The sequence below is a fragment of the Agrobacterium sp. RC10-4-1 genome (assembly GCF_014138475.1).
GTDB lineage: Bacteria > Pseudomonadota > Alphaproteobacteria > Rhizobiales > Rhizobiaceae > Agrobacterium > Agrobacterium pusense.
In genome coordinates, this window is sequence record NZ_JACJIT010000005.1 from 205,990 (window position 1) to 223,729 (window position 17,740).

The following is a 17,740-nucleotide window of genomic DNA, read 5'->3' on the forward strand; positions in this document are numbered from 1 at the left end:
CTTTTGTCCCCCAGCCTGCCGTCTCGCGACGCAGAGCGCGGTGGCTGCCAGGAATCGCGCGCAGGCTGCGAACAGACGTCGCATGGAAACCATATATCCGTTTATTATCGCTGCATCCGATGCCAATGAGAGCAACGATATGCGCCCCACCCTTTCGACAATTCTGATCGCGGGCACCTCGCATGTCGGCAAAAGCACGCTGGCCGGCCTGCTCAGCGAAAGGCTGCGCTGCGAGGCGATATCGACCGACAGTCTCGCCCGCCATCCGGGGAGGCCATGGCCGGGTATTCCGGTGCCGGTTGAGGAATATTACACACAGCTGTCGGCGGATACGATCCACTGGTTTCTCAAGGTCCATCACCAGAACATCTGGCCGCTGATCCGCGCGATGATTGACAGAAGATCCGGCACAGGGACTACGACGATCTTCGAGGGCGCCGCCCTGCGACCGGAGTTCATATCGCCTCTCCTCGACAGCACGGTGGCGGGCGTATTTCTTCATGCCGACAATGATTTTCTTCTCGGAAGAATGCGCTCTGAAGCACGCTACCAAGATGCAACGGCGAAGAGGCAGCGGATCATGGACGCCTTCATCGAACGCTCGCTACGTGAGAACACCGAGATGCTGGCATCCGCGCAGGAACACCGGGTGCCGATTGTCGACGTGACTCAAGGTGAAGAATTGGAGAAACTGCTAACCGATCTTGCGCCAGGCGCGGACATCCCTCTGTCCTGAAGCTGGACATGCGCACCACTGCGGCATCAATCCGCCATGTCACCGCCCGTTAACATCCCTGAACACCATATGAACCGGGGCCTCAGGGTCCGTTCAGTCCGACTATGGCAAAACTCTGTCCATCAACTCCGATAAAGGGGAATGGACATGACAAAGCTGATCAGCCGACTGGCAATCTTCGCGTTTCTCATGGCGATCTTCGCCATGTCCTTCGCCTCGCTCGTCGTTAATCCGAACCGCAGTTTCCAGCGCGTGAATGCCGGTGCGGCAATCGCATGCCAGCACGGCTCGGCGCCCGCCGCCAATTGCCCCGTCGTATTGTGAGGACCGGCCAATGACCACCAGTTTTTCCAACGGCCTGTTCTCCGCACTGCGGCTGATGCTGATGGCCTCGATCTTTCTCGGCCCGGTGGCCGGACTTGCGGTTTACAAGGCCGATCCCCGCCCAGCCTCCAAAGGCGCCGGCTTCGTGCTGCTGATGAGCCTGCAGCGCGGCGCGCTCGGCTGAGTTTCTGCCGCGCCAGCATTGTCCGGCTGCATTTTCGCGTTTCTTTTCAGTTTCTTCGTATTTCTGTCGCTTGCCTGTCGAAATTGGCCTCTTATAATGGGCCATGACAATAGCAAAACCAACGATTCCGCCCCTCACCTTCATCAGTCCAGAGCCTTTCGCGCCGCAGACATTCACGGACCCGAAAGAAGCTGTTGCGGCTTTGAGCGCGCTCTACGAACGCAACACGGCGTTCCTGATCAATTCCTTCACAGACCTTGCCGAGGGCGCGCCGATTGCCGGGCGTTACCGCGCCTGCTACCCGCAGGTCAGCCTCGAGACCGCCACTTTCGGCCATGTCGATTCCCGCCTTTCCTATGGCCACGTAACTGCGCCCGGCGTCTATACGACAACGATCACACGGCCTGAGCTTTTCCGCCACTATCTCAAGGAACAGCTGGGGCTTCTTATGAAGAACCACGGCGTTCCGGTCACGGTGTCGGAATCGGCTACGCCCATTCCGCTGCATTTCGCTTTCGGTGAAGGCGCGTATGTCGAGGCAGCGGCGGCTTCGTCGCTGTCAGACGTGCCGCTGCGTGATCTCTTCGATACGCCCGATCTCAACAATACCGACGATCTCATAGCCAATGGTGAATATGATCAGGTGCCGGGCGAGCCGGCGCCGCTTGCGCCCTTTACGGCGCAGCGCATCGATTATTCGCTGGCGCGCCTCAGCCATTATACGGCGACGAGCGCCAGCCATTTCCAGAACTTCGTGCTGTTCACCAACTACCAGTTCTATATCGACGAATTCGCTGCCTGGGCGAGGCAGATGATGAAGAATGGCGGCGAGGGTTACACGGCCTTTGTGGAGCCGGGCAACATCATCACCCATGCGGGTTCCGATAAGCCCGAGACGGACGCGGTGCTGGCCCGACTGCCGCAGATGCCGGCCTATCACCTGAAGAAAAAAGGTCATGCCGGCATTACGCTCGTCAATATCGGCGTCGGCCCCTCCAACGCCAAGACGATCACCGATCACATCGCCGTGCTGCGCCCGCATGCCTGGCTGATGGTTGGTCATTGCGCCGGCCTGCGCAACAGCCAGCGGCTGGGCGACTATGTTCTGGCCCACGCCTATGTGCGCGAGGACCACGTGCTTGACGACGACCTGCCGGTGTGGGTGCCTATCCCGGCGCTTGCCGAAGTGCAGCTGGCGCTGGAAGGTGCAGTCGCCGAAGTCACGGGTTACGAGGGCTTCGAACTGAAGCGCATCATGCGCACCGGCACCGTCGCCACCATCGACAACCGCAACTGGGAGCTCCGTGATCAGGCCGGTCCCGTCAAGCGCCTATCGCAGTCCCGCGCCATCGCGCTCGACATGGAATCCGCCACCATAGCGGCCAACGGCTTCCGCTTCCGCGTGCCCTACGGCACCTTGCTGTGCGTTTCCGACAAGCCGCTGCATGGCGAATTGAAGCTGCCAGGCATGGCGACGGAATTTTACCGCACCCAGGTCGCCCAGCATCTGCAGATCGGCATCCGCGCCGTGCAGAAGCTTGCCGCCATGCCGACGGAAACGCTGCACTCGCGCAAGCTCAGAAGCTTCTACGAGACGGCGTTCCAGTAAAAAGAGATATCGCAGAAGCATGCCTTGGTGTATGATTTTGAAAATCGATACACCAAGGATTATCCATGCGTACGAATATTGATCTTGATGACGCCTTGATCGCCGAAGCGATGGAAATTACCGGCCTTTCGACAAAAAAGGCGACGGTGGAGAAGGCGTTGCGCGATCTTGTAGAGAATCTCGGACGACGCAAAGCGCTGGAAGAACTGAGAGGCATCGGCTGGAGTGGTAATCTGGACGATGTGCGCCGTAGCTGGAGCGTGGACGACATCGAAGCGCAAGACGCCGCGGAATGATAGTCGTCGATACTTCTGTCTGGATTGACTGGTTTCAGAATAAATCCACCCGCCAAGGTAGGATGCTAAATGATATCGGCGATCTGACCGACGTCATCATCGGCGACATTATTCTCCTCGAAATCCTGCAGGGCGAACGCAACGACGATCGGGCGGCGGCGATACATGACCGGTTAAAGCGCTTCGGTTTTGTCTCGATGCTCACGCCAGAACTTGCCGTGAAATCCGCCGCTAACTATCGGAAACTTCGAAGCGTTGGGAAAACCGTGCGTAAAACTCCCGACCTCATCATCGGCACCTACTGTATTGAGCACGGCCATAAGCTGCTGCAAAACGACCGAGACTTTCAGCCGATGGCCGATCATCTCGGTCTGCAACTGGCATGAGTCTCAAACCACCTTCACGGTCCCCTCCACCCGCACCGGAAAATTCACCGACCGCGCGATGAAGCACTTGTCGTGCGCGTCATGGTGCAGCGCATCCGCCCGGGCGGGATCGCCCTTCGAGATGGTAATGACCGGTTTCAGCACCACTTCGCTGAACTGCCCGGCGCCATCCTTTTCCATGACGAGCGTGCCTTCGGCATCGTCGACATAGTCTTCGACGATGATGCCGTTGACCGAGCAGAAATGCAGGTACCAGAGCTTGTGGCAGGCCGAGAGCGAAGCGACCAGCAGGTCTTCAGGGTTCCAGCGGGCGGGATCGCCACGGAAGGCCGGATCGGACGAGCCGGCTATATCAGCCTTTCCCTCGGTGGAAATCGTGTAGTCGCGTTCGTAGTCGCGATAGCCCGACGTGCCCTTGCCACGATTACCCGTCCACGTCACCTTCACGGCGTAATGGTGTTCCTGTCCTGCCATTTCAGTCCTCCCTTGGCATCTCTTTTCGCATTCTTTAACGGAAAACCGGTGTCCACTTTCCCTAGAAATGCTCGCGCGTATCACGCAGGTGGTCGAGCCCCTTGCGCAACGTCTCTATGATCTCATCCACTTCCGAACAGCTGATGGTCAGCGCCGGCGAAGCCAGCATTCGGTCGCCCGTTGCGCGCATGACGAGGCCGTTTGCAAGGCAATGATTGCGCACCGTTATACCAACATCGTCCGGCTTGCCGAAGCGTCTGCGGGTCGCCTTGTCCGCCGTGATCTGCAGTCCACCCATCAAGCCGACATTGACGGCTTCGCCCACCAGTTCGTGGTCCTCAAGGCTTTTCCAGCCCTGGGAAAAATAAGGGCCGATATCGTCGCGCACCCGCTCCACCAGACCCTCCGCTTCGATGATGCGGAGATTTTCCAGCGCGGCGGCGGCGCAGACGGGATGTCCGGAATAGGTGAAGCCGTGGTTGAAATCACCGACCTCGGACAACATCACTTCCGCCACCCGATCCGACACGACCGCGCCGCCAATCGGCAGATAACCCGAGGACAGGCCCTTGGCGATGGGGGCAAAGTCCGGCTCCACGCCGAAATACTGGTAGCCGAACCAGGAGCCCAGGCGACCGAAACCGCAGATCACCTCATCGGAGACGAGCAGAATATTGCGCGCCTTGCAGATACGGGCGATTTCCGGCCAGTAGGTCTCCGGCGGTACAATGACGCCACCGGCTCCCTGAATCGGTTCGGCCACGAAAGCAGCAACGTTTTCCTCGCCCAATTCGTCGATTTTCTCATTGAGTTCGCGAGCCACCTTCAGGCCGAATTCGGCCGGAGAAAGATCGCCACCCTCGGCATACCAATAGGGCTGGCCGATATGGGCGACGCCATCGATGGGCAGGCTGCCCTGCTCGTGCATCCACTTCATGCCACCCAGCGAGGCCCCGGCCACCGTCGAGCCGTGGTAGCCGTTGCGGCGGGCGATAACTTTCGTCTTCGCGGGATGGCCGAGGGCCTTCCAGTAGACCCGCGCCATGCGGAACCAGGTATCGGTGGCTTCCGAGCCGGAATTGGTGAAGAACACGTGGTTCATGCCAGGCCCGGCGTGAGAAGCGATCTTCTGCGCCAGCAGCGTCGCGGGCGGCGTGGTGGTGCCGAAAAACGCGTTGTAATAGGGGAGCTCGTTCATCTGACGCCGTACCACATCGGCGATCTCGCGGCGTCCGTAACCGATATTCACACACCAGAGGCCGGCGAAGGCGTCGAGATATTTCCTGCCGGTGCTGTCGTAGATGAACACCCCTTCCGCGCGCTCGATGATGCGGGTGCCGGCGGCGTTGAGCTTGCCCATGTCTGAAAAGGGATGGAGATGATGGGCGGCATCGATGGCAGCAAGGTTGGAGAGGGGGTTGGAGATTTCATTCATGACAGATCGCACTCCCATAGAAGCGACAGCGCGCACGCCATCGCACCCGCCGACCATGGCCGGGCGGCTTCGATTTGGCAAGACTGGAGGTTTTCAGGGGGCTAGGGAGGATACGGCATCGCCGCTTGTTTTTCTCCCCGCCGGGCAGAAGAACAGGCGGCGATGGCCTAATTCACGGTCGGTTTGCGCTAAGCGAAGAACGACCGCCCCACCAGCACCTTCAACTCGCCGGCGTGCACTTCCAGTGCCACGTCGCGTTCCATCGGCAGCAGCTCGCCATCGATGACGCAGCGGACATCATGGCGTTTCTTGGGAAAATGCAGTTCCACATCCGTCACGGTCATGGCTGTCACGGCGGCATTCTGCTTGAACTTGCCGCGCAGAATATCCAGGGCGAGTTTGGCGACACCGGACGGGCGTAACGGATCGGTGAGATAAAAACCCAGATGACCGCCGGAGACGTTATCCGCCACCAGCAGCGAATTCTGACCGAATTCATTGTTGGAGACGGAAATGGCCGATACCTTTCGATGCTGCGTCCGGCCATCAACGGTGTATTGCACCTCGAAGACAGGCGGGTTGAGGATGACGCTGATGGCGGCGCGGATGCTCGCCTTGATCTTGCCGAGACGGGAGGCAAAGGCGAGATTGTTTCGATAGCGCACCATGCGCGAATGCAGGCCCGCGGAAAACTGGTGGACAAAGAGGCGGCCATTGGCGCTGGCGATGTCGACACTGGCAATCTCGCCATTCGCCAGCGTTTCCAGCGCCTGACGAATGTCGAGCGGCAGCTTCAGCGAGCGGGCGAAGAGGTTCATGGTGCCGGCCGGCACGACGCCGAGCGCGATGCCCTGTTTCCAGGCAATGCCGGCAGCCGCCGAAATGGTGCCATCTCCGCCGCCGGCAATGATGCCTTCAATGCCCGGCTCCTCGGCGGCGCGTGCCATTTCCTCGACGACGTCCTTTCCGGAGACAAGACGGCAATCGATCACGTGTCCGGCGCGGGTGAAGACCTCGCGGGCATGATCACAATAGGCTTCCATGTCGGTAGTGCGAAATGTGCCGCCGTCACGATTGAAAATTGCAATGAGCTTCATGTTTCCAACCCGGTCCCGTAACATTCGCAGCCGCGCGTAAATGCCTGGCCTTATATAGAGTTCCGAACACCATCGCGTGAAGATCGTCTTTTGCCGAGAATCGCTCTACCGCAACGCATCATTTCATGTTAGAGGTCACTTAAGGTCATTTTCATGACCGCGCATCTCCAGTCAGGGCAGACCGCTCCCATACGGTCTTGCCCTTTTTTCTGTGGGCCCTTCCCGCTTTTCAGGTCACGATGAGTCATTCGAACATCTCCGAAGCCCGCCCTGGCGGGGAGAATGAAACCGTTTACACGGCTGCGCCTGCCGTGGTCCTCTCCCCACTTGCCATTGCGCTTATAGAGCTGGCGCTGGCTGCCGGCGGTTTTGGCATCGGTACCGGCGAGTTCGCCATCATGGGCCTTTTGCCCGACGTCGCCTCGACCTATGGCGTCACGGTGCCGGAAGCGGGTTATGTCATCACCGCCTATGCGCTGGGCGTCGTCATTGGCGCGCCGATCATCGCGGTTCTCGCCGCGCGTATCACGCGCCGCACATTGCTTCTCAGTCTGATGGGACTTTTTGCGGCTGGAAACATCCTGAGCGCCGTCGCGCCGGATTTTGTGAGCTTCACCATTCTCCGCTTCATCACCGGCCTGCCACATGGGGCCTATTTTGGCGTTGCTGCGCTCGTGGCGGCCTCGATGGCGCCAATCCACAAGCGCGCCCGCGCCGTTGGCCGAGTCATGCTCGGCCTCACCATCGCCACCCTGCTCGGCACTCCGCTCGCCACCTTCTTCGGCCAGCTACTGTCCTGGCGCGCGGCTTTCATGCTTGTCGGCGGCATCGCACTTCTGACGGTGGCCCTGCTTTGGCTGTTCCAGCCGCGTGACAGGGTGGAAGAAGGCGCCAGCGTATGGCGCGAACTCGGCGCCTTCCGCCGCATACAGGTATGGCTGACGCTCGCCATTGCCGCCGTCGGCTTTGGAGGCATGTTCTCGGTCTTCAGCTATATCGCGAAGACCACGACTGACGTGGCGATGATGCCGGTTTCTACGGTCTCCATGGTGCTCGCGCTGTTCGGCATCGGCATGAATGTCGGTAATGTCGTCGGCTCACGGCTCGCCGATATCTCGCTCAACGGCACGATTGGCGGCATGCTGGCCTTCAATGTGCTTGTCATGGCTGTCTTCGGCATGACGGCGCAGGATCCCTTCATGCTCTGCCTTTGCGTCTTCCTGATCGGCTGCGGTTTTGCCGCCTGCCCGGCCGTACAGACGCGGCTGATGGATGTGGCGCAGGATGCGCAGACGCTGGCTGCCGCCTCGAACCATTCCGCCTTCAACATCGCCAATGCGCTTGGCGCCTGGCTCGGCGGCCTCGTCATAGCCATGGGCTTCGGTTACGCCTCGACGGGTTATGTGGGCGCCGTTCTTTCCCTTCTCGGGCTTGGCGTTTTTCTTGTTTCCGTCACCGTAGAGCGGCGTCAAAAGGCGGCTTGACCCGGCCCTTTCGAAGCTTACGGAAAATTCACAATCGGGCGCTTGACTCTTTCCGGTTTCAGGCGCAACACGGCCTTACGCGCATGCCTTGGGCACGGCGCGGATTTCAACGGAGCATCATTAGATGTCTAGCGACAGTAGCAGTCGATTGCCTTTGCCGAGACCGGCGAACGTGAACTGATCCGACCGCTGTCGGCTCACCACCGCGTTCGCCGTGATCGGCGAATCGACGGAAAGGTGAGCAATCATGAACTTCCACAACCTCTCCCAGAGGGCCAGCAAGGCCGCACGCCTTCTTCGTAGCGGAAATGCCGGCTCCACCACCATTGCCGAACGCGTCGAGCACCTCAACACGCTGGATGTCGGCGCCGCCGCAGCCGCCCTTCTCGCCATGCCGCAGGCAAAGGCCGTCGCCATTCTCGACCGGCCGGAACTGCATGGTGCCGCCGCGATCATAGCCGATATTCCGGTCGAACAGGCCGCGCGCCTCGTCAACCTGATGTCGGACGACCGCGTGGCCGACGTCATGGCGGAAATGGCCGAAGAGCCGCGCGCCAAGCTGTTTGCCCGGCTGGACCGCACCACGGCGCTCTCCATCAAGCACCTGATGGGTTACCCGCCGCGCACGGCCGGCTCGATCATGACCACGGAATTCGTTAGCGTGCCGGACAATTGGACGGTGGAACAGACCCTTTCGCACATCCGCGTCGTCGAGCGGTCGCGTGAAACGGTCTATGCCATCTATGTGCTGGCCGAGGACGGGACGCTAACCACCGTCGTGACGCTGCGCCGCCTTTTGACCGGCGAAGCGGGCGCCTCCATTCTTTCGGTCGCATCCAAGGAAGGCATTGTCTGTGCGAGCCCCCTGATGTCACAGGAGGATGTCGCGCGGCTGATCCGCAAGCACGACCTTCTGGCGCTGCCCGTCGTGGATGACCGCTCGCATATTCTCGGCATCGTCACCGTTGACGACGTGATCGACACCATGATCGCCGATACCACGGAAGACGCCCACAAGTTCGGTGGTATGGAGGCGCTGGGTAAGCCCTACATGACGATCGGCTTTCCGGACATGATCCGCAAGCGCGCCGGCTGGCTCGCAGCACTGTTCCTCGGCGAAATGCTGACGGCCAGCGCCATGCAGCATTTCGAAGGCGAGCTGGAAAAGGCCGTGGTGCTGACGCTGTTCATTCCGCTCATCATGTCTTCGGGCGGCAACTCCGGTTCGCAGGCCACTTCGCTCATCATCCGGGCGCTGGCGCTGGGCGAACTGAAGCTTTCCGACTGGTGGCGGGTGCTGCTTCGGGAAATCCCGACGGGCCTGACGCTCGGCTGCATTCTGGGCGCCATCGGCTTCCTGCGGCTCACGGTCTGGCAGCAGGCTGGCTTCTACGACTACGGTGAGCACTGGCTGCTCGTTGGTGCCACGGTTTTTGCGGCCCTCGTCGGTATCGTCACTTTCGGTTCGCTCGCCGGCTCCATGCTGCCCTTCGTGCTGCAACGTCTGCGGCTTGATCCCGCCAGCGCTTCGGCCCCCTTCGTCGCCACGCTGGTGGATGTCAGCGGGCTCGTCATCTATTTCTCGGTGGCGCTGGTGATCTTGAGCGGCACGTTGCTCTGAAAGACGAAAGGCCCGTTCGAAAGAGCGGGCCTTCTACATTTCGCGGCACGTCATAATCTCTCCTCCGTCATGCCGGACTTGATCCGGCATCCAGCCACGGCGCGTCTGCGCCGTGAGAAGAGTCTTTTGCGATCAATGACTCGATCGCGCTGGACCCCGGATCTAGTCCGGGGTGACGGCGTGCGGATGATGCAACTCTGCCCAAAGCATGGTTCCTGGAAAGCCCCTCACCCACCCGCGTTGATCACGCCCGTTCCCAGCAGCCCCAAAAGAATGACGCCGATGACCACGCGGTACCAGACGAAGGGCATGTAGCTTTTGGTCGAAACCAGCTTCAGGAAAACGACGATAACGGCGTAACCGACGATGAAGGCGATCAGGGTCGCGAGGCCTGTCGGGCCCCAGCCCACCGGATTGTCTTCGCCGATGCTTTTGAACAGCTGGTAGAAACCGGAGCCGAAGACGGCGGGTACGGCGAGCAGGAAGGAATAACGGGCCGCCGCCTCGCGGGTATAACCCAGAAGCAGGCCGGCGCTGATGGTGCCGCCGGAACGCGAAACGCCGGGGATGAGCGCCATGGCCTGCGCGAAACCGAAGAGGATACCATCACGCCAGATCAGCTGGTTGAGCTTGTAGCGCTTTTTCCCGATCCTGTCGGCGACGCCAAGAACGATACCGAACACGATCAGCATCACGGCAGTAATGTAGAGGTTTCGGAGCGAATGCTCGATGGCGTCCTTGAAGAGAAGGCCGAGCAGCACGATGGGCACGGAGCCGACGATGATCAGCCAGCCGAGACGTGCATCGGCCTTGTCATAGGGGCCGAGACGAAGGTTTTGCCGGAGCCAGGCGGCGGCGATCCGCATGATGTCGGACCAGAAATAGACTAGCACGGCCATTTCCGTGCCGATCTGGGTAATGGCGGTGAAGGCAGCGCCGGGGTCGGCGCCGGAGGGCAGGAACTCCCCGGCGATCCTCAGATGCGCGCTCGACGAAATTGGGAGAAACTCCGTAAGTCCTTGCAAAAGACCGAGAAATCCGGCCTCCATCCAACCCATGCTCATGTGCTTTGATGTCCCTGCTGCGAATCGAGATCGCAGCATTATGCATCAATCGGGGCAAATCCGTGTTGCATCGCACCATGAAAAATGATGTCCACGGCACGTGCTCTTACCCGTGATTTCTTTCAGGCCGCCTTCTCCGCCACCTGCGGAAGCTGCGTATATTTCGCGCCGTTTTTGCAGACGACGTGCGCATCGCCCCAGCTTTTCAGCGCCGAAATCACCGGCCGCATCGTCTCGCCAAGCGGCGTCAACGCATAATCCACGCGCGGCGGCACGACGGGGAAAACGGTCCGTGAAATCAAACCCGCCTCCTCCAGTTCCCGCAGCTGCTTGGTCAGCATGCGCTGGGTGACACTTGGAATATGGCGGCGCAGTTCGTTGAAGCGCAGGGTCCCCTCATTGATGAGGTGATAGAGGATCACGCCTTTCCATTTGCCATCGAGAAAACTCAGGGCCGATTCCACCGGGCAGCCGGGAAAGTTGCCGGTGAGCTTGGCGCGTGGTCGCGACATCACAGTATCCTTTTTGTATGTATCATCACAAAATGTGCATTCTTGCGATCGTTGTTCATATGTATCAAGTAAGAGGCACGCAAACAAGCAAAGGAGACTTTTCATGCGCGCCATCGGTTACAGGGCGAGCCAGCCCATCACTGCCAAGGATGCCCTCATCGACATCGATCTGCCCCAGCCGGAAGCGAAGGGACACGACATTCTGGTGGAGGTGAAAGCCGTTTCGGTAAATCCCGTCGATACCAAGGTACGTCGGAACCAGTCGCCGGAAAACGGCGAGGCCCGTGTGCTCGGCTTCGATGCAGCGGGTGTGGTGAAGGCCGTTGGCGACAAGGTTTCGCTGTTCAAACCGGGTGATGAGGTGTTTTACGCCGGCGTCATCAACCGTCCCGGCTCCAACAGCGAATTCCATCTGGTCGACGAGCGCATCGTCGGTGCCAAGCCGAAGTCCCTGAATTTCGAGGAAGCCGCCGCGCTGCCGCTGACCGCCATCACCGCGTATGAGACCCTATTCGACCGGTTGCGGGTGAATGAGCCGGTTCCGGGTGCAGCCAGCGCCGTTCTCGTCATCGGCGGCGCGGGCGGCGTCGGTTCCATCGCCGTTCAGCTTCTGCGGGCGCTGACCGACCTGACCGTGATCGCGACTGCCTCGCGGCCGGAAACGATCGAATGGGTAAAGGAACTCGGCGCGCATCACGTTGTGGATCACAGCAAGCCCATCGCGCCGCAGGTGGAAGCGCTTGGCCTTGGTGCGCCGGGCTTCGTCTTCTCCACCACCCATAGCGACATCCACGCGGCCGACAGCGTGGCGACCATCGCACCGCAGGGCCGTTTCGCCCTGATCGACGATCCGGCTGGCGGTTTCGACATCATGGCGTTCAAGCGCAAATGCATATCCATCCATTGGGAAATGATGTTCGCCCGCGCCGTTTTCCAGACGCCTGACATGATCGAGCAGCACAAGCTGCTCAACCACGTGGCCGAGCTTGTCGATGCCGGCAAGATCAAGACGACGCTGACCGAGGTTTTCGGCACCATCAATGCCGCAAATCTTATCAAGGCGCATGCACTGATCGAGAGCAACAAGGCCAAGGGCAAGATCGTGCTTTCGGGCTTCTGATCGCCGATGAAGCGTTCGCATGGCGAACGCTTCCCTTCCGCTTACGGAGAGGTTCGGGCCGCGCAAAACCGCGCGGCCTTTTATCACTCGTCGTCGGGATCTTCCGGGCACGGCCAGGAGGCGGGCGCCGTCAGGCCATTCGGCAGTTTGGTCTTGGCGTCGCCGCAGGCGATGTCGATCTGTTTCTGGTCAAGGCCGGTGGCCGTGGAAAGATCGACCCCCTCAATCCGAGTCAGCAGCAGGAAGGCGCTGGTGAAATCGACCGGGCCACCCAGCTTCGCGCCACCGAACCGGGCCCGCGACAGGTTGGTGAGCGAGAATTTCGAGCCGTTCAGCGTTGCGCCCTCGAAATCGGCGCGGCCGAGTTCAGCCTTGGTGAAATCCGTGCCGTCCAGCTTGGTGTTTTCGAATTTGGTTCGCTGCATTTCGGCATTCACGAATTTCGCGTTGGTGGCGTCGGCGGCGGAAAAATCGCTTCGATAGGCTTCCACCTTCGTCAGATTGGCGCCCTGAAGGTTCGCCTCGCCAAGGGCAGCGCGGATGAGCTTGGCCTTCTCAAGGTTAGCGCCCTTCAGCGACGAACCGCGCAGATCCGTATAAGTGAAATCCGTACCGTAGAGCATCGCCGAGTCGAGATTGCTGCCGCCCAGCATCAGGAGGCGCTTGTTGCATTCGCGCCAGTCTATGCCGGCCATGGCATCGGAACGACAGCTCGCGGCAGCCACCGGATTGCCAGTGAAAGAAAAGGCAGCCATCGCAAGCGCCGCGACGCTGCCAGCCAAGCCTGTCTTCCGCACGATATTCAGCCTTTGAAAGCCGGACATTCCTTCACTCCCTGCCGTCTGGCGACGGCACCTAGGACCATATGCACGTTCAAGGCGTTATCGCATTCACTGCCCGCGATCCACAGGCCACATGATGCTACAACACCCCAACATCCTATATGTAAGAAATCGAAGAGCAATCCACAAATACTGACGGGAAAGAGGGCAATGGCGCTGCTCTGGTGCCGTGGCAGACACAATGAACCAGGCGGACCGACGAGCTGCATGACCGCGACGAGCTTTCGCCGACGGAAACGGCGCTCCGCAGAGTATCTGTCCACCTATCGTAAAATCACCCGTTGCAGATGCTCGGGACAAGCCCGAGCATCATGAGGCAAGATAGCTTCACCGTCACATGTTGGCGTAAACCGGCCCCTCGCCGCCCTGCGGCGGCACCCAGTTGATGTTCTGGTTCGGATCCTTGATGTCGCAGGTCTTGCAGTGCACGCAGTTCTGGGCGTTGATGACGTAGACTTCCTGGCCGTCCTTCTCCACCCACTCATAAACGCCGGCTGGACAATAACGCGTGGAGGGACCGGCAAAGACGTCGTGTTCGGAGCGCTTCTGCAGCTCCATGTCCTTCACCTGAAGATGGACCGGCTGGTCCTCTTCATGGTTGGTGGACGACAGGAAGACGGAGGACAGGCGGTCGAAGGTCAGAACGCCATCCGGCTTCGGATAGGCGATCGGCTTGTGTTTGGAGGCGGGCTCCAGGCTCTGCGCATCCGTCTTGCCGTGCTTCAGCGTGCCGAAGAAAGAGAAACCGAACAGCTGGTTCGTCCACATGTCGAGACCGCCGAGGCCGACGCCGATGAGCGTGCCGAACTTCGACCAGAGCGGCTTGACGTTGCGGACCCGCTTCAGGTCCTTGCCGATATCGCCTTCACGCCATTCGGCCTCGATCTCGGTAACCTCGTCATGGGCGCGGCCGGCGGAAATCGCCGCGGCGATCTTTTCCGCCGCGAGCATGCCCGAGAGAACCGCATTATGGCTTCCCTTGATGCGTGGCACGTTGACGAAACCGGCGGAACAGCCGATCAGCGCGCCGCCCGGGAAGGTGAGCTTCGGCACTGACTGGTAACCACCTTCCGTGATGGCGCGCGCGCCATAGGAAATGCGCTTGCCGCCCTCGAACGTATCGCGGATCGCCGGATGCGTCTTGAACCGCTGGAATTCCTCGAAGGGATAGAGATAGGGGTTCTTGTAATTGAGATGCACCACGAAACCGACGGCGACGAGGTTATCTTCCAGATGATACAGGAAAGAGCCACCGCCGGTCTTGAAACCCAGCGGCCAGCCGAAGGAGTGCTGCACGAGGCCCTGCTTGTGCTTCTCCGGCTTGACCTGCCAGAGCTCCTTGATGCCGATGCCGAATTTCTGCGGCTCGCGATCTTTGGACAGGTCGAATCTGGAAATCAGCTGTTTGGCGAGCGATCCGCGCACGCCCTCGCCGATCAACACGTATTTGCCGTGCAGTTCCATGCCGCGGGTGAAGTTCGGGCCCGGCTCGCCATTCTTCTCGATGCCCATATCGCCGGTGGCAACGCCGATGACAGCGCCGTCGTCGTTATAAAGCACTTCCGTGGCGGCAAAGCCCGGATAGATCTCGACGCCGAGCCCTTCCGCCTTTTCCGCCAGCCAGCGACAGACGAGGCCAAGCGAGACGATGTAATTGCCATGATTGTTCATCAATGGCGGCATCATGGCGTTCGGCAGGCGGATGGAGCCGGCCGGCCCCAGGAACAGGAACTGGTCGTCCTTGACCTCGGTCTTGAAGGGATGCCCCTCCTCGTCGCGCCATCCCGGCAGCAGCCTGTCGATGCCGATGGGGTCGACCACGGCGCCGGAGAGGATGTGGGCACCGACTTCCGCGCCCTTTTCCAGCACGACGACCGAGAGCTCCGGCTCCACCTGCTTCAGCCGGATTGCGGCGGCAAGACCGGCCGGACCCGCACCGACGATCACAACGTCGAATTCCATCGCTTCGCGTTCGGGCAGTTCCATCGCTTCCGTCATTTCCATCCTCTCAGATCGCCAGTCCCATCCGGCTGTTGTTATCGTCTTTTCCACACCTGCGACGCACCGCCTGCGCCGGACAAAAAGTCCATCCGCGACACCGTATCCATCAGCATCCGTCTTTGCAAAGCGGCACGCCTTTGTCGAGCTTCTATAGCGGCAAAACATGTCGCACGCCAGTCAATTGTCAGACAACCTGATGATTGTTTATTACTTTTACGTTCACGTAATAATGAGGATATGATCGACGGGGGAATGCGTCAAGGGTTGCGGGCATTGGGCAGGCATAGCCAGCCTATAATCAGGCGGCCAAAAGCGATTGATGGGCAGGCCGATCGCATGACAAGGGGAGATCGGGACCGCATCTGCGTCAATATGGCCGGTGTCGGACGCAGCGGTTTTGAGCTAATATTCCCAAGAAATATATCGTCGCGTCATAGCTGGAATATCTGAAATGTGGGACTTCTTCCCTATCGTCTTCTTGCCGTTCAAAATTCTCGTATTGGGAACGGGCATGTTCTTCGCCATCAAATGGCATCATGATCAGGCGAAGAAGGAAAACGAAACCAAGGGACCGTGAGCGCCGCCAGTTTTAAAGGCGCGGGCCGCTTGGCCCACTCCCGGGGACGAAGCAGATCTTGCTTTCCACACCCCGCTCAAACAGCCCATTCTTCATCCGTCGTGAACACGATCGTCAGCCAACGGTCACTCCCCTCGCCGCCTATCGCTTCGCCGATCTCGTCGCGGATCGCATCCCATTCCTCAAGGCGCCGCGGCGGCCAGTTTCTGGGAACAATGAAGAAGAGTTCGATCTGGCGGCCGCGGCCAACCCGGGCCACATAGGAGTAATGCGAGGAAAAGCCGAACTTCGCCACGACCTCCCCCGCCACCCTGTCGACATGCTGTTTGAACTCCAGCGGGGTGACAAGAAGTATGTCGGCCAGCGCCTGTTTCACATTGCCGAGCGGCATGGGAATGATGACGAGGCAGACCAGCGCCAGCACGGCCGGGTCGACATACGGCGACAGCCATGCCTGCGACGTTCCCGTCAGCCCGTAACCGATGGCGAAAGCGATGAACAGCGCCACGCTCAGCAGCGCGCTCATCAGCCAGCTTTTAGCGTCCAGCGCCACGAAGGCGGATTTCAGCCGTTGGTTCTGCCGTTTGACAAACCATGCCATGGCGAGCGAGACGGCGAAGCTGACGAAGGTGACGATGATGGCGTAATCGAACTCGATCGACCGGCCGCCATCCATCAGGCTGTCGATGGCATTGATGAGCGCGTAAATCGCCGCCCCCATCAGAAGCGTGCCGTTGAGGCCGAGCACCATTGGCTCCAGATGCCAGAAGCCCATGGTGAAGCGCTCCACCAGCCGGCCGCCCGGCCTGGGTGCCGCGGCGGCGGCGATCAGCCGCGCCACGAGCAATGCGAGCACCGTCATGAAAGCATCCGTCAGGGCGTAGACACCGTCGAAGACGACCGCGAAGGAGCCGGAAAACAGGCCCGCCCCGATGCCGAACAACGCCAGCAGAACCGTGACGGCAATCGAGAATTTCAGCAAAGATTGTTCTGTCATGACACTTGTTCGACCTTCAAAACCGGGCCCGCCTTCACAGGGGGATTTTGCTTTTCCTCGAATCGAGAAAACGCCTAACTCTTTGTTTCGGCGCATTTCCAGACGGAAAACCGGGGTCCACTTTTCCTGGAAATGCTCTATAAACACCACATACAGCACTCACAAGACAGGACAAAACCCATGGATTTCGGCATTTCCGGCAAACGCGCCCTCGTTCTCGCCTCTTCACGCGGCCTTGGGCTTGGCATTGCGACGGCGCTGGCAAAGGAGGGTGCAAATGTCCTTCTCGTCGGCAGGAGCGGTGAAAAGCTGGAAGCGAACTGCAAGGCCATCAACGCCCTTGGCAAAGGCAAGGCCGACTGGGTTTGGGGCGATCTTGCCGACGACAATTTTGTCGAGGCCATGGTTCAGGCCGTCAGGGAAAAGCTCGGCGGCATCGACATTCTCGTCAACAATACCGGCGGCCCGACGCCGGGCCTCGCTCAGGAGATGACGGCGGAGAAGCTGGATACGTTCTTCCAGTCGATGGTGCTGCGGGTCATCACGCTGACCAATGCGCTTCTGCCCGGCATGAAGGAGCAGGGTTTCGGCCGCATCCTCACCGTCGCCTCGTCAGGCGTATTCGAGCCGATTGCCAATCTCGCCCTTTCCAACACGTTGCGCGGCGCGCTTGTGGGCTGGAGCAAGACGCTGTCCTCCGAAGTGGCCGGTTTCGGCATTACCTCAAACCTGCTTCTGCCCGGCCGCATCCACACCGACCGCATCGATGAGCTCGATGGCGCCAATGCAAAGCGTCTCGGCAAGAGCATCGAGGAAATCCGCGAGGCCTCGGTCAAGAGCATTCCCGCAGGCCGCCTCGGCACGGTGGAGGAGTTCGCTGCCGCCGGCGCTTTCCTCTGCTCGGTGCCCGCAAGCTACATCACCGGCACGATGCTCAGGGTGGATGGCGGCGCGGCAAAGTCGAACTGACGACTGGGTGCT

General features: G+C 60.1%; 19 protein-coding genes. 11 read left to right on the forward strand and 8 right to left on the reverse strand.

Annotated elements, in window-relative coordinates; translation table 11 throughout:
* Positions 1–139: 139 nt before the first annotated feature.
* The 6 genes from FHW77_RS15440 to vapC all read left to right on the forward strand — a co-directional run bounded on the left by FHW77_RS15440 (position 140) and on the right by vapC (position 3,535).
* Positions 140–736 (forward strand): hypothetical protein, encoded by a 597-nt coding sequence (locus FHW77_RS15440; RefSeq protein WP_004440871.1) that lies wholly within the window; start codon positions 140–142, stop codon positions 734–736.
* Between the two features lie 141 nt (positions 737–877).
* Positions 878–1,060: a hypothetical protein gene (locus FHW77_RS15445; protein ID WP_034495855.1), complete on the forward strand. Its 183-nt coding sequence runs from the start codon at positions 878–880 to the stop codon at positions 1,058–1,060.
* A gap of 10 nt (positions 1,061–1,070) precedes the next feature.
* On the forward strand, positions 1,071–1,244 hold the full coding sequence (locus FHW77_RS15450) for a hypothetical protein (protein ID WP_004440867.1): 174 nt from the start codon (positions 1,071–1,073) through the stop codon (positions 1,242–1,244).
* Positions 1,245–1,347: 103 nt separating this feature from the next.
* On the forward strand, positions 1,348–2,853 hold the full coding sequence (gene amn / locus FHW77_RS15455) for an AMP nucleosidase (RefSeq protein ID WP_111813914.1): 1,506 nt from the start codon (positions 1,348–1,350) through the stop codon (positions 2,851–2,853).
* A gap of 65 nt (positions 2,854–2,918) precedes the next feature.
* A complete protein-coding gene (locus FHW77_RS15460; RefSeq protein ID WP_004440864.1) occupies positions 2,919–3,149 on the forward strand; it encodes a type II toxin-antitoxin system VapB family antitoxin in 231 nt (76 codons plus the stop codon).
* Complete coding sequence (vapC, locus tag FHW77_RS15465; RefSeq protein WP_004440862.1) at positions 3,146–3,535, forward strand: type II toxin-antitoxin system VapC family toxin; 390 nt, start codon at positions 3,146–3,148, stop codon at positions 3,533–3,535. Before FHW77_RS15460 ends, vapC begins: the two co-directional genes overlap by 4 nt.
* Before the next feature lie 3 nt (positions 3,536–3,538).
* On the opposite strand, the gene FHW77_RS15470 is transcribed toward vapC, so the two are convergent.
* The 3 genes from FHW77_RS15470 to FHW77_RS15480 all read right to left on the reverse strand — a co-directional run bounded on the left by FHW77_RS15470 (position 3,539) and on the right by FHW77_RS15480 (position 6,541).
* On the reverse strand, positions 3,539–4,009 hold the full coding sequence (locus FHW77_RS15470) for an OsmC family protein (protein ID WP_004440860.1): 471 nt from the start codon (positions 4,007–4,009) through the stop codon (positions 3,539–3,541).
* Between the two features lie 61 nt (positions 4,010–4,070).
* On the reverse strand, positions 4,071–5,444 hold the full coding sequence (locus FHW77_RS15475; protein WP_004440859.1) for an aspartate aminotransferase family protein: 1,374 nt from the start codon (positions 5,442–5,444) through the stop codon (positions 4,071–4,073).
* A gap of 188 nt (positions 5,445–5,632) precedes the next feature.
* The gene (locus FHW77_RS15480; protein ID WP_004440858.1) at positions 5,633–6,541 is read right to left on the reverse strand and encodes a diacylglycerol/lipid kinase family protein; all 909 of its coding nucleotides are present in this window, start codon (positions 6,539–6,541) and stop codon (positions 5,633–5,635) included.
* A gap of 239 nt (positions 6,542–6,780) precedes the next feature.
* Here FHW77_RS15480 and FHW77_RS15485 point away from each other — a divergent pair, with 239 nt between their 5' ends.
* Both FHW77_RS15485 and mgtE read left to right on the forward strand, forming a co-directional pair.
* Positions 6,781–8,025, forward strand: a complete 1,245-nt coding sequence (locus FHW77_RS15485) for an MFS transporter (RefSeq protein WP_004440856.1) — start codon at positions 6,781–6,783, stop codon at positions 8,023–8,025.
* Positions 8,026–8,272: 247 nt separating this feature from the next.
* Positions 8,273–9,646 carry a magnesium transporter gene (gene mgtE / locus FHW77_RS15490; RefSeq protein ID WP_004440855.1) on the forward strand — a complete coding sequence of 458 codons (1,374 nt, stop codon included), beginning with the start codon at positions 8,273–8,275 and terminating at the stop codon, positions 9,644–9,646.
* Positions 9,647–9,873: 227 nt separating this feature from the next.
* On the opposite strand, the gene FHW77_RS15495 is transcribed toward mgtE, so the two are convergent.
* Positions 9,874–10,710 (reverse strand): undecaprenyl-diphosphate phosphatase, encoded by an 837-nt coding sequence (locus FHW77_RS15495; RefSeq protein WP_022555883.1) that lies wholly within the window; start codon positions 10,708–10,710, stop codon positions 9,874–9,876.
* 122 nt (positions 10,711–10,832) lie between these two features.
* Positions 10,833–11,222, reverse strand: coding sequence for a winged helix-turn-helix transcriptional regulator (locus FHW77_RS15500; protein ID WP_004440851.1), 390 nt, complete (start codon positions 11,220–11,222; stop codon positions 10,833–10,835).
* Between the two features lie 103 nt (positions 11,223–11,325).
* On the opposite strand from FHW77_RS15500, the gene FHW77_RS15505 reads away from it, so the two are divergent.
* Entirely contained in the window at positions 11,326–12,342 is a 1,017-nt protein-coding gene (locus tag FHW77_RS15505) for a zinc-binding alcohol dehydrogenase family protein (RefSeq protein WP_004440849.1), read from the forward strand.
* A gap of 83 nt (positions 12,343–12,425) precedes the next feature.
* On the opposite strand, the gene FHW77_RS15510 is transcribed toward FHW77_RS15505, so the two are convergent.
* Together FHW77_RS15510 and FHW77_RS15515 are read right to left on the reverse strand one after the other, a co-directional pair.
* The gene (locus FHW77_RS15510; RefSeq protein WP_004440847.1) at positions 12,426–13,166 is read right to left on the reverse strand and encodes a pentapeptide repeat-containing protein; all 741 of its coding nucleotides are present in this window, start codon (positions 13,164–13,166) and stop codon (positions 12,426–12,428) included.
* Positions 13,167–13,517: 351 nt separating this feature from the next.
* On the reverse strand, positions 13,518–15,182 hold the full coding sequence (locus FHW77_RS15515; protein ID WP_004440845.1) for an electron transfer flavoprotein-ubiquinone oxidoreductase: 1,665 nt from the start codon (positions 15,180–15,182) through the stop codon (positions 13,518–13,520).
* Between the two features lie 454 nt (positions 15,183–15,636).
* Between FHW77_RS15515 and FHW77_RS26755 the strand changes: the two genes are divergently transcribed.
* Positions 15,637–15,762, forward strand: a complete 126-nt coding sequence (locus tag FHW77_RS26755; RefSeq protein ID WP_004440843.1) for a hypothetical protein — start codon at positions 15,637–15,639, stop codon at positions 15,760–15,762.
* 76 nt (positions 15,763–15,838) lie between these two features.
* On the opposite strand, the gene FHW77_RS15520 is transcribed toward FHW77_RS26755, so the two are convergent.
* A complete protein-coding gene (locus FHW77_RS15520; protein ID WP_004440840.1) occupies positions 15,839–16,759 on the reverse strand; it encodes a cation diffusion facilitator family transporter in 921 nt (306 codons plus the stop codon).
* 180 nt (positions 16,760–16,939) lie between these two features.
* Here FHW77_RS15520 and FHW77_RS15525 point away from each other — a divergent pair, with 180 nt between their 5' ends.
* Positions 16,940–17,728, forward strand: coding sequence for an SDR family oxidoreductase (locus FHW77_RS15525; RefSeq protein WP_004440837.1), 789 nt, complete (start codon positions 16,940–16,942; stop codon positions 17,726–17,728).
* Positions 17,729–17,740: the final 12 nt, after the last annotated feature.

Bases quoted from the DNA above. Each gene is read 5' to 3' on its own strand.
- FHW77_RS15440 (WP_004440871.1), top strand. From the start codon at position 140: ATGCGCCCCACCCTTTCGACAATTCTGATCGCGGGCACCTCGCATGTC.
- FHW77_RS15445 (WP_034495855.1), top strand. From the start codon at position 878: ATGGACATGACAAAGCTGATCAGCCGACTGGCAATCTTCGCGTTTCTC.
- FHW77_RS15450 (WP_004440867.1), top strand. From the start codon at position 1,071: ATGACCACCAGTTTTTCCAACGGCCTGTTCTCCGCACTGCGGCTGATG.
- amn (WP_111813914.1), top strand. From the start codon at position 1,348: ATGACAATAGCAAAACCAACGATTCCGCCCCTCACCTTCATCAGTCCA.
- FHW77_RS15460 (WP_004440864.1), top strand. From the start codon at position 2,919: ATGCGTACGAATATTGATCTTGATGACGCCTTGATCGCCGAAGCGATG.
- vapC (WP_004440862.1), top strand. From the start codon at position 3,146: ATGATAGTCGTCGATACTTCTGTCTGGATTGACTGGTTTCAGAATAAA.
- FHW77_RS15470 (WP_004440860.1), bottom strand. From the start codon at position 4,009: ATGGCAGGACAGGAACACCATTACGCCGTGAAGGTGACGTGGACGGGT.
- FHW77_RS15475 (WP_004440859.1), bottom strand. From the start codon at position 5,444: ATGAATGAAATCTCCAACCCCCTCTCCAACCTTGCTGCCATCGATGCC.
- FHW77_RS15480 (WP_004440858.1), bottom strand. From the start codon at position 6,541: ATGAAGCTCATTGCAATTTTCAATCGTGACGGCGGCACATTTCGCACT.
- FHW77_RS15485 (WP_004440856.1), top strand. From the start codon at position 6,781: ATGAGTCATTCGAACATCTCCGAAGCCCGCCCTGGCGGGGAGAATGAA.
- mgtE (WP_004440855.1), top strand. From the start codon at position 8,273: ATGAACTTCCACAACCTCTCCCAGAGGGCCAGCAAGGCCGCACGCCTT.
- FHW77_RS15495 (WP_022555883.1), bottom strand. From the start codon at position 10,710: ATGAGCATGGGTTGGATGGAGGCCGGATTTCTCGGTCTTTTGCAAGGA.
- FHW77_RS15500 (WP_004440851.1), bottom strand. From the start codon at position 11,222: ATGTCGCGACCACGCGCCAAGCTCACCGGCAACTTTCCCGGCTGCCCG.
- FHW77_RS15505 (WP_004440849.1), top strand. From the start codon at position 11,326: ATGCGCGCCATCGGTTACAGGGCGAGCCAGCCCATCACTGCCAAGGAT.
- FHW77_RS15510 (WP_004440847.1), bottom strand. From the start codon at position 13,166: ATGTCCGGCTTTCAAAGGCTGAATATCGTGCGGAAGACAGGCTTGGCT.
- FHW77_RS15515 (WP_004440845.1), bottom strand. From the start codon at position 15,182: ATGACGGAAGCGATGGAACTGCCCGAACGCGAAGCGATGGAATTCGAC.
- FHW77_RS26755 (WP_004440843.1), top strand. From the start codon at position 15,637: ATGTGGGACTTCTTCCCTATCGTCTTCTTGCCGTTCAAAATTCTCGTA.
- FHW77_RS15520 (WP_004440840.1), bottom strand. From the start codon at position 16,759: ATGACAGAACAATCTTTGCTGAAATTCTCGATTGCCGTCACGGTTCTG.
- FHW77_RS15525 (WP_004440837.1), top strand. From the start codon at position 16,940: ATGGATTTCGGCATTTCCGGCAAACGCGCCCTCGTTCTCGCCTCTTCA.